The sequence below is a fragment of the Plantibacter sp. VKM Ac-2880 genome (assembly GCF_015351235.1).
In the GTDB taxonomy this organism is placed as follows: Bacteria; Actinomycetota; Actinomycetes; order Actinomycetales; family Microbacteriaceae; genus Plantibacter.
The window spans coordinates 776,149-785,676 of sequence record NZ_JADKSJ010000001.1; the positions used below are offsets into that span (position 1 = coordinate 776,149).

13 protein-coding genes are annotated in these 9,528 nt (G+C 70.0%); 7 read left to right on the forward strand and 6 right to left on the reverse strand.

Features of this window, described 5'->3' with window-relative positions; genetic code table 11:
- The first annotated feature begins 84 nt into the window (after nucleotides 1–84).
- Nucleotides 85–993 (forward strand): SMP-30/gluconolactonase/LRE family protein, encoded by a 909-nt coding sequence (locus ITJ57_RS03825; RefSeq protein WP_194668924.1) that lies wholly within the window; start codon nucleotides 85–87, stop codon nucleotides 991–993.
- Nucleotides 994–1,042: 49 nt separating this feature from the next.
- Nucleotides 1,043–1,939 carry an SDR family oxidoreductase gene (locus ITJ57_RS03830; RefSeq protein WP_194668925.1) on the forward strand — a complete coding sequence of 299 codons (897 nt, stop codon included), beginning with the start codon at nucleotides 1,043–1,045 and terminating at the stop codon, nucleotides 1,937–1,939.
- Nucleotides 1,940–2,021: 82 nt separating this feature from the next.
- Here the strand turns inward: ITJ57_RS03830 and ITJ57_RS03835 are convergent, their stop codons facing one another.
- From ITJ57_RS03835 to ITJ57_RS03845, 3 genes are read right to left on the reverse strand one after another with little or no spacing between them, the layout of a single operon-like run.
- A complete protein-coding gene (locus ITJ57_RS03835; protein WP_370582176.1) occupies nucleotides 2,022–3,101 on the reverse strand; it encodes a YihY/virulence factor BrkB family protein in 1,080 nt (359 codons plus the stop codon).
- Entirely contained in the window at nucleotides 3,094–3,336 is a 243-nt protein-coding gene (locus ITJ57_RS03840; protein WP_056009218.1) for a DUF3618 domain-containing protein, read from the reverse strand. The genes ITJ57_RS03835 and ITJ57_RS03840 overlap by 8 nt, the downstream gene beginning before the upstream one ends.
- On the reverse strand, nucleotides 3,333–3,788 hold the full coding sequence (locus ITJ57_RS03845; protein WP_082455948.1) for a phage holin family protein: 456 nt from the start codon (nucleotides 3,786–3,788) through the stop codon (nucleotides 3,333–3,335). Before ITJ57_RS03845 ends, ITJ57_RS03840 begins: the two co-directional genes overlap by 4 nt.
- Nucleotides 3,789–3,954: 166 nt before the next feature.
- Here ITJ57_RS03845 and ITJ57_RS03850 point away from each other — a divergent pair, with 166 nt between their 5' ends.
- Nucleotides 3,955–4,869 carry a VOC family protein gene (locus ITJ57_RS03850; RefSeq protein ID WP_194668926.1) on the forward strand — a complete coding sequence of 305 codons (915 nt, stop codon included), beginning with the start codon at nucleotides 3,955–3,957 and terminating at the stop codon, nucleotides 4,867–4,869.
- A complete protein-coding gene (locus ITJ57_RS03855; RefSeq protein ID WP_194668927.1) occupies nucleotides 4,866–5,498 on the forward strand; it encodes an alpha/beta hydrolase in 633 nt (210 codons plus the stop codon). Before ITJ57_RS03850 ends, ITJ57_RS03855 begins: the two co-directional genes overlap by 4 nt.
- A 19-nt stretch (nucleotides 5,499–5,517) precedes the next feature.
- Here ITJ57_RS03855 and ITJ57_RS03860 read toward each other — a convergent pair whose 3' ends face one another.
- Nucleotides 5,518–5,982, reverse strand: coding sequence for an Lrp/AsnC family transcriptional regulator (locus ITJ57_RS03860; RefSeq protein WP_194668928.1), 465 nt, complete (start codon nucleotides 5,980–5,982; stop codon nucleotides 5,518–5,520).
- Nucleotides 5,983–6,088: 106 nt separating this feature from the next.
- On the opposite strand from ITJ57_RS03860, the gene ITJ57_RS03865 reads away from it, so the two are divergent.
- Together ITJ57_RS03865 and ITJ57_RS03870 are read left to right on the forward strand one after the other, a co-directional pair.
- Nucleotides 6,089–6,562, forward strand: coding sequence for a DUF2000 domain-containing protein (locus ITJ57_RS03865; RefSeq protein WP_194668929.1), 474 nt, complete (start codon nucleotides 6,089–6,091; stop codon nucleotides 6,560–6,562).
- Nucleotides 6,563–6,618: 56 nt separating this feature from the next.
- Nucleotides 6,619–7,335, forward strand: a complete 717-nt coding sequence (locus tag ITJ57_RS03870; protein WP_194668930.1) for a Pr6Pr family membrane protein — start codon at nucleotides 6,619–6,621, stop codon at nucleotides 7,333–7,335.
- Here the strand turns inward: ITJ57_RS03870 and ITJ57_RS03875 are convergent.
- On the reverse strand, nucleotides 7,307–8,359 hold the full coding sequence (locus ITJ57_RS03875) for a medium chain dehydrogenase/reductase family protein (RefSeq protein WP_194668931.1): 1,053 nt from the start codon (nucleotides 8,357–8,359) through the stop codon (nucleotides 7,307–7,309). The two genes, ITJ57_RS03870 and ITJ57_RS03875, sit on opposite strands and share 29 nt — an antisense overlap.
- Before the next feature lie 80 nt (nucleotides 8,360–8,439).
- Nucleotides 8,440–8,985, reverse strand: coding sequence for a TetR/AcrR family transcriptional regulator (locus tag ITJ57_RS03880; RefSeq protein WP_194668932.1), 546 nt, complete (start codon nucleotides 8,983–8,985; stop codon nucleotides 8,440–8,442).
- A gap of 57 nt (nucleotides 8,986–9,042) precedes the next feature.
- On the opposite strand from ITJ57_RS03880, the gene ITJ57_RS03885 reads away from it, so the two are divergent.
- Nucleotides 9,043–9,528: an SRPBCC family protein gene (locus tag ITJ57_RS03885; protein WP_194668933.1), complete on the forward strand. Its 486-nt coding sequence runs from the start codon at nucleotides 9,043–9,045 to the stop codon at nucleotides 9,526–9,528.

The following is a 9,528-nucleotide window of genomic DNA, read 5'->3' on the forward strand; positions in this document are numbered from 1 at the left end:
CACGGTCGCGCACGGGAGTAACCCCTCGGCCTCGGGATTGCAAGCCCCGGGGTCGGAGCCCGAGGAATCCGTACCGTTGCAGCGATGGATGTTCAACCGCAGGTCTTCCGAGACACACCCGCCATCCTCGTCGAGAGCATCTGGTGGGACGACCGCACAGACGAGCTCGTGTGGGTCGACATCGCTGCCGGCACGCTCCACCGCGGCCCGATCGACGGGGCCGTCGACGGGAGCGACGACCGCGTCACGGAGCTCCCTCCACCCCTGAGCGCCGTGCAGCCACGTGTCGGGAGCGGGTACATCGCCGCGCTCGGTGACCGCATCGCCACCCTCGATGAGGACGGACGCATCGACGAGACCCTCGCCTGGCTCGACCACGCCCACGCCGGCATGCGGAGCAACGAGGCGAAGGTCGATCCGTTCGGACGGTTCCTCGTCGGGTCGATGAACGCGACCACCGGCGAGCCCGACGCGGCGCTGTACCTCCTCGACGACACCGGGCTCCGCACGCTCCTCGGCGGTTTCGGGGTCGCCAACGGCTTCGAATGGTCCGACGACGGGCGCACGGTCTACCTCACCGACACCGCCGTCAAGACGGTCTACCGTGCCGCCTACGGCGAGGACGGTCGCCTGGGACCGCTCGAGCCCTTCCTCGTCGACTACGACTCCGACGGGCTCGCCCTGGACACCGAGGGCCGGTTCTGGAACGGCGTCTCCGGAGCCGGAACGGTTCTCCGTTGGGGCCCGGACGGCGCCGTCGAGGACCGCCTCGCGGTCCCGGTGCCCGGCGTCACCTCCGTCGCCTTCGGCGGGCCTGACCTCTCGACGCTCTTCGTCGGCACGTCCCGCGACGGCCTCTCCGAGGACGAGCTCGAGCGCGCCCCGCTGAGCGGTGCCATCTTCCGATTCGACGGACTGGCGACCGGCCGACCCGTCAACACCTACGGACGTCGGTCGACCTCGGCAGCCGCCCCCGCCGGCACCCCGACCTGACCCACCCCGACCACCCACCGACCGCACACTGAACGAGAGGACCATCACCATGGCCGACGACCAGTACACCTTCACCGACCCGGCGAAGCTCTATGCCCACATCTCCGCCGAGCAGCAGCACCAGCCCGAGCCGGGGCTCGACGCGGAGCTCGACCCCAAGGCCGACCTCGGTGAGGAGAGCTACCGGGGCACCGGGCGGCTCACCGGCCGCAAGGCGCTCATCACCGGCGGCGACTCCGGCATCGGTGCCGCCACCGCGATCGCCTTCGCCCGCGAGGGTGCCTCCGTGGCGCTCTCCTACCTCCCCGAGGAGGAGGAGGACGCGCAGCGCATCGCCGGTATCCTCCAGGACGCCGGCGCGACAGTCCTCACCCTTCCTGGCGACCTGCGCGACCCCGCCTACTGCCGCGACCTCGTCGCCAAGACGGTCGAGGGCCTCGGCGGCCTCGACATCCTCGTGAACAACGGCGGCAAGCAGAAGTTCAACGAGGACCTCACCACCCTCACCGACGAGCAGTTCGACGACACCTTCAAGACCAACGTCTACGCGATGTTCTGGATCACGAAGGCCGCCCTGCCGCACCTGCCGGCCGGTTCGTCGATCATCAACACCACATCGATCCAGGCGTACTCGCCCTCGGACATCCTCGTGGACTACGCGTCTACGAAGGCGACCATCAACGCCTTCACGAAGGCGCTCGCCCAGCAGCTCGCGCCGAAGGGCATCCGCGTCAACGCGGTCGCTCCGGGGCCCATCTGGACCCCGCTGCAGGTCTCCGACGGTCAGCCGCAGGAGAAGATCGCGGAGTTCGGCGAGGACACCCCGCTCGGTCGCATGGGCCAGCCGGCCGAGCTCGCCCCGGCGTACGTCTTCCTCGCCTCCCCGGAGTCGAGCTACGTGCTCGGCGAGACGCTCAACGTCAACGGCGGCATGCCGACGCCGTAACCGTCGGCGATACGACGAAGCGCACGGTCCCTCGGGGCCGTGCGCTTCGTCGTGTGTGTTGTGCGTGTCGTGCAGCTCGTCGTCAGTCGGCGCGGTCTGCGGCGCGGCGGACCCGACGTCCCTCGAGGACGTCCTTGGCGTCGCGCTCGGCGACGGCCTTGATGGCGGCGTCCGACCGCAGGGGGAGCTGCAACTCCGTCTCCGCCGCGACCCCCGCCGCCAGCTGGCGACCACGCTGGATCTCGATGTCGAGCTGGGCGCCGAACAGCAGCGCCAGGTTCGCGATCCAGATCCACAACAGGAAGATCACGATGCCGGCGAGCGAACCGTAGGTGGCGTCGTAGTTGCCGAAGTTCGCGATGTAGAACCCGAAGCCGAGCGAGGCGACGAGCAGGATCACGAGGGCGACGAGCGCGCCGATGCTGATCCAACGGAACTTGGCGGGCTTCACGTTCGGCGTGGCCGAATACAGCACGGCGAGGACGAAGACGAGCGCCACGGCCATGACGGGCCACTTCGCGATCGACCAGACGGTGAGGCCGGTCTCGCCGAGACCGACCGCCTGCCCGATGGCCTGGGCGACCGGGCCGGAGACGATGAGGGCGATCGCGATCAGCGACACGACGAGCAGGACCACGAGGGTCACGATGAGCTGCGTGGGCCGCAGGGTCCAGATCGTGCGGCCCTCCTCCACGCCGTACATCCGGTTGAGCGCGCGTCCGAACCCGCCGACGTAGCCGGAGGCCGACCAGATGGCACCGGCGATACCGGCGATCAGGGCGAAGCCGATGGCGGGCGACTCGACGAACTGGTTCACCGCGTCCGTCAGGAATCCGAGGCTGTCGCCGGGTGCGAGGTTGCCGACGATCTCGAGGAGGGCGTCGGTGCCGCTGCGGCTCTGCCCGAACAGGCCGAGGATCGAGACGAGCGCGAGGACCGCCGGGAAGAGCGACAGGATCGCGAAGTAGGTGAGTCCTGCGGCCAGGTCGGTGCACTGGTTGGAGAGGAAGGAGTGCAGCGTGCGCTTCAGCACGTAGCCCTTCGGGACAGGGATGCGCTGCGGCCGCATCGTCTCCTCGCCGTCGTCCGCGTTCCGGTTCTCCGGGTCGTCCGGCTGGCTCGCGTCGCTGCGCTCACGGCCCTGCTTGGTGCTCTCAGACACGGTGCCCCCGGTTCGCGCGCCAGAGCAGCACGCCGGCACCGACGACGGCCACCGAGGCGACGACGATCGCCGTGGTCCGGAGGTGGTAGGCGACCGCGGTGCGGACGTCGAACTTGCGGAACAGGAGGTCGAGCGTCTGCGCGAGGTGCTCCCGTGTCTCCTCGACCTCGAGCTGGAGGCTGTTCAGACCGGCGCCCTCGGGCGGGGTGGGGCGGGTGAGGTCCTGGTCGCTCATGCTGCGGCCTCCTTGCGGTCGTGCTTCGAGTCGTGGTGCGGCTGGTCGGCGACGTGGTCGCCGGTGAGGGCTTCGACGCTGCGCTCCGGGACGGGCTTGGCACCGGCCTTGAGCTTCTTGACGCCCACGAGGGCGAGGATGACGGCGACGAGGATCAGGACGACGCCGACGATCAGTGCGGCCAGCCACGCCGGGAGGACCGTCGCGAGGCCGAGGACGGCCGCGGCGATCAGGGTCCCGAATCCGAAGAGGACGAGCACGAGGGCTGCGACGAGCAGGCCGGCCCCGATCCCGAGGTCCTTCGCCTTCTTCGTCATCTCGGCCTTGAAGAGGGCGATCTCGCCCGTGACGAGGCGGACGACGTCCTCGCGGAGATCGGTGAGGAGGGTCTTCATCGGGGGAAGTCCGCGGCGACTCCGTCTGCGGTCGGCCGCGCTTCTGGCATCGGTCATGTCAGCACTCTTCTCGTTGTGGTCCTCCAGCCCACACCCCTCGCGCGCGCGAGGCAAGGGCTTGACAGGCGTGTCCGGTGATCCGGAATACCGTGCCCCCGAAATGGTTATAGCTACAAGTAATATCGACCCCGTGCGCATCGCCGCACCACCGAACGGAGACCGCATGTCCACTGTGCTCGACGAGCGACTGCTCGCCCCGGAGACGACCATGGGCGCGGTCACGCTGCGCGTCGGCGATCTGGACCTCATGTCCGGGTACTACGCCAACGCGTTCGCGATGGAGCCGCTGGAGGAGCGGAGCCGTGCCCGCGAGGTGCACCGGGTCCTCGGGCGCGGCGACACCCCGCTCGTGCGTCTCGTGCACACACCGGACCTGCCGGCCGTGGACCGCCGCCAGGCCGGTCTCTTCCACACCGCGTTCCTCTTCGAGGACGAGGCGAGTCTCTCGGCGACCGTGTACCGCGCCGCGCAGGACCCCCGCGGCCAGTTCGTCGGGTCGAGCGACCACTTCGTGAGCGAGGCGTTCTACTTCACCGACCCCGAGGGCAACGGCGTCGAGCTGTACACGGACCGCCCGCGCAGCACCTGGGTGCGGTCCGGCGACCAGATCGCCATGACGACGACGTACCTCGATCCCAACGCCTACCTGCAGCGGCACCTCACCGAGGACGCCCTCGGCGCCGGCCCCTCCCGCGCCGGCGCCGTCGGGCACGTGCACCTGCAGGTCGGCGACCTCGCGACGGCCCGCGCGTTCTACGTCGACGCCCTCGGCTTCGAGACGACGCAGACCGAATATCCCGGAGCGGTCTTCGCCTCCGCCGGCGGCTACCACCACCACGTCGCGATGAACGTGTGGAACAGCCAGGGCGCCGGCCCGCGGGCGGCCGCGCTCGGCCTCGGGGACGTCGCCATCACCGTCCCCGACCTCGCGAACCTCGATACGCTGACCGCACGACTGCGTTCGCACGCGATCCCGTTCGACGCGGACGGCCGGTCCGTGAGCGTGTCCGACCCGTGGGGCACGCGCGTCACCGTCGCCCTGCCCGACCTCTCGACCGAGGAGCTGCTGTCCCGATGACCACCACCCTGCGCGACGTCCGATCCGCCGACTGGTCGGACACCGCCGCCTCCGCGCCGACCGTCGCCGTGCTCCTCCACGGCTACGGCTCCCACGAACACGACCTGACGGGGCTCGTCGAGCCGCTCGCGCTCGGGATGCCGTGGGCGTCGCTGCGTGCGCCGCTCGAAATGGGCCACGGCGGTGCCGCGTGGTTCGAGATCACGACGCCGGGCAACCCCGACCCTGAGCCGATCGCCCGCGCCACGGACGAGGTCTGGGCCTGGATCGACGAGCACGTCCCCGCTGAGGCGCGCATCGTGCCGATCGGCTTCTCGCAGGGCGGCTTCATGGCCTCGCAGCTGCTGCGTACACGCCCTGAGCGGGTCGTGGCTCCGGTGATCCTCGCCGGGTTCGTGCTGAGCGCCCCGCAGCCCGGCGACGAGGTGCTCGCCGCCGCGAAGCCCGCGGTGTTCTGGGGACGTGGTCTCGAGGACCGCGTCATCGCCGCGCCGGCCGTCGCGCGCACCGCAGCCTGGTTGCCGCTGCACACCACGCTCACCGAACGGACCTATCCCGGGCTCGCGCACGGCATCGATCAGGCCGAGATCACCGACGTCCGGGCTTTCCTCGACGAGCACGCGCGCTAGCGGTTTACGGAGCGCTTCCTCAGTCGGACGGCTGGGCCGGCGACACCACCTGGGGCCGGACGTGTTCGTACACGACACTCGTCCGGACGTCGGCCACCTCCTCGCGCTCCGTGAGCTTGTCGATCACGAACGCGTAGAGCGCGTCGTTGTCGGCCACGGCGACCTGGAGCAGGAAGTCCTCGTTCCCGGACACGACGAAGACCCCGATCGTCTCAGGGAGGGTGATCGCCCAGCTCCGGAACGCGTCGATGTTGACCCGCGACGGCGGGCGGATCCGGATCGCGATGAGCGCTTCGACCGAGCGACCGATGGACGGCAGGTCGACGTCGAGTCGTGCACCGCGGATGACGCCTCGGCGGAAGAGGCCGCGGGTCCGGTCGAGTGCCGTGGTGGGGGAGACGCCGACTGCCGCCGCGATGTCGCGATTGGTGCGCCGCGCATCGCGTTGCAGTTCGCGCAGGATCGCCGTATCAAGTTCGTCCATGTGGTCGATTCTCGCAGCATCCCCGTATGACGTACGGGCAGAGTTCGGAGCCGGTGCCGATCGACATAGCCTGATGGCCGTTCCACGCACGACATCAGGGAGAGACATGACAGAAGAGCAGCTCGTCGGCTTCGCGCCGGAGGAGATCGACACGGCCGCACCCACCCGGTCCGCGCGCCTGAAGTGGGTCGTCGTCGTCCAGGAGGATCTGCCCGCCGGTCGGGCGGTGAACGCTGCTGCCTGCGTCTCCGCCGCGATCGGTGCCCGGGTGCGCGGCCTCCTCGGCCCGGATGCCGTCGATGCCGACGGATCCAGCCATGCCGGCCTGCCCTGGGCGGGATGCAGTGTGCTCGCTGCATCGGTCGAGCAGCTGACGGCGATCCGGGGCAAAGCGGCCGGCTCCGACGGGGTGCTCGTCGTCGACATGCCGGAGGTGGCTCAGCTGACCCGGGTCTACGACGAGTACCGGCAGGCGGTCGCCGAGACGCCGTCCGCGGCCCTCGCCCCGCTGGCGGTCGCGCTCGTCGGCCCCCGCAACCGGGTGGACCGCATCGTCGGCAGGTTGCCGTTGCTCGCCTGAGCGCAAGCCCAGTCGCTACGGAGGAACGGGTGCCAGGCGCTGGTTAGGGTTGTCGGGTGCGTTCCCCTGTCCAGTCTGCCGAGCGCGCGCCGTCCGCCGCGGCCATCGCCACGAGTCGCGTGGTGTACCTGCTGATCGCCGTCATCATCGCGATCTCACTCGTCATCCAGATCGTCCTCGTCATCACCGGCGGAGCCGACGCACGCTCGGGCGGCGTGGACATGTCCGTCGGCCTGGCAACCCGCTTCGCCCGGATCTTCAGTGCCTTCACGATCCTGAGCAACCTCATCGTGCTCACGGTCTCCGTCCTCCTCGCCATCGATCCCCTCCGCGACGGACGACTGTGGCGGGTCGCGCGACTCGACGCCCTGCTCAGCATCGTCATCACCGGCATCGTCTACGCCGTGGTGCTCGCGCCGCAGGTGGACCTCACCGGCTGGGCGCTCGTCATCACGATCGGGTTCCACTACCTCTCGCCCTGGCTGACGCTCGGTGCGTGGCTCGTGTTCGGCCCACGCCCGCGGTTCACCTGGGGCACGGTCGCCTGGGCGTTCATCTGGCCGCTCACCTGGGTGGTCTTCACCTTCGTCCGCGGCGGGATCACCGGCTGGTACCCGTACCCCTTCCTCGACGTGACCCAGCTCGGTCTCCCGGGGGCCGTGCGGAACGCACTGCTGGTGCTCGTCGTCGCGATCGTGTTCGCCGTGCTCCTCAAGCTCGTCGACCGCGTGCTGCCGGCGATCCTCAAGGGTGCAGCACGACCTTGCCGTTGAGCGTCCGGGACTCGGCGAGCTCCATTGCGGGGACGATGTCGCTGAGCGGGAACCGGGCCGCGATGTTCGCTGTGAGGTCGCCGCGCTCGAGGAGCCGGAAGAGCTCGCCGAGGTCCGCCTCGAGGTGGCGGCGGAAGCGGGCCGGGCGGAGTCGGTGGCCCGCCCATAGGTCGTAGAACGTCGCACTGCGGCCGTTCGGAAGGGCGGACCACAGCACCGCCTGCCCGATGGCCTTGAGGAACGGCGTCATCAGGGCACCGGAACCGCCCATCACGGAGATGATCGAGTAGGTCACGAGTGAACCACCACGGGCGAGGAGCCGGAACGCCATCCGGGTGGTCGCCCCGCCGACGTTGTCGAACACGGCGTCGACGCCGTCAGGAGCCAGTTCGCGCACGCGGTCGGCGAGTGCCGGGTCCGCGTAGTCGACGGGGATGACGCCCGCGGCGCGCAGGGCCTCGTGGTGTCGTGGTGAGGCGGCGCCGATGATCCGCACGCCGTGGAGTCGAGCCAGCTGGATGAGGATGCCGCCGACGCCGCCGTTCGCGCCGAAGAGGAGGATCGTCTGGCCCGGCCGCACCCGCGCGGTGCGGTGGAGCATCTGCCAGGCGGTGACGCCGTTCACGACGACCGTCTCGGCGTCCTCCGAGCTGACGCCGTCGGGCACGAGGATGCTGTCGCGGGCGGCGACGAGGGCGTGGGTCGCCCAGGCGCCCGTCTTGGTCAGGGTGGCGACGCGCTTGCCGAGCAGGTTCCGGTCGCCACCGTCGCCGACGGCGAGCACGCGTCCGACGAGGTCGTATCCGGGGACGAAGGGGAAGGCCGGCTGGCCGAGGTAGCGGCCCTTCCGCATGGACTGCTCCGCGAAGGAGATGCCGGTCGCCTCCATCTCGACGAGGATCTGTCCGCGGCCGGGCGACGGCGCGGTGCCCGTCGTGACGACGAGTCCGGACGGTTCGACGAGGCCGGGGAGGACGACCTGGGTGGTGGCGAGCTCGGATGCGGGGGTCGGTGTGGTGTTCATGATGGGCTGCTTTCTTTTGTGTGTGACTGGACAGTCACTTCGATGGGTATGGAACGATGACGACCGGCGGTCGTCGTGGGTCAGTCGTGTCGGATGCCGTGGTCCACGACGCGAGCCCAGTCGGCGTCGACGTCGCCGAGCCCCGCCTGGACCACGAGGTGGCAGAGCTGGCCGTAGGCGAGACTGCGCTGCACGGAGACCGCGTCCGCCCCCGAGTCGCGGGACATCACGCGGACGACGAGTGCGAGGCCGGCGCGGACGGCCTCCTGGATCTCTGGGACGTCGCACGCGCTCTGAGCGTGCACCTGGAGGGCGATGAGGCTGCGATCGCCGATGAGTTCGATGTACGCCTGGGTCATCGCGTCGAGCCTGTCCGTCGGGCTCCACTCGGGGTGGTCGGCCACGGCGCCCGACATGGCGGCCGCCACCTGCTCGTAGCAGTGCTCGACGGCGGCGACGAAGAGGCCGAGCTTGCCGTCGAAGAGGCGGAAGACGTAGGCGGGGGAGATCTTGGCCGCCTTGGCCACGTCCGTGACGGGGGTGGCCCGGTAGCCCGCGATCGCGAAGACCTCGACAGCGCTCGCGATGGTGCGCACGCGCTGGTCTTCTGCGGTCGATCGGCTCATGTGACTGATTGAACACAAACAAGCGATGGATGTCAAGCACCCGTGTCAGGATGGGGCATGCCCGTCGTCGAATCCCGCTGCACCGTGCCCGTCACCCCGGACGTCGCCTTCGCGATCTCCCAGACCACCGGCGCGACCAGGCTGCGCTGGGACCCGTTCATCCGGCGCCAGTACTTCCTCGACGGCGCGACGGCCGCGGCGAAGGGCGTGCGCACCTTCACCGTGCAGCGCTTCGGGTTCCGCATGGTCAGCGAGTACGTGTCGTACCACCCGCCCACCAACGTCGGCATGAAGATGACGAAGGGCTCGTGGTTCTTCGAGCGGCTCGCCGGCGGTTGGCGGTTCAGCGCGGTCGAGGGCGACGAGGGGAGCACGCTCGCCGTGTGGCGGTACAACTTCACCTGCCAGCCACGCTGGTTGGCTCCCATCGCCGAACGCATCGGTGCGTTCGTCCTCCAGCGCGACATCGACCGTCGGATCCGCGGGTTCGCGCGCGGGTGCGAGGACCCGGTGGTCGTCGCCGCGGTCACCACCACCGACTGA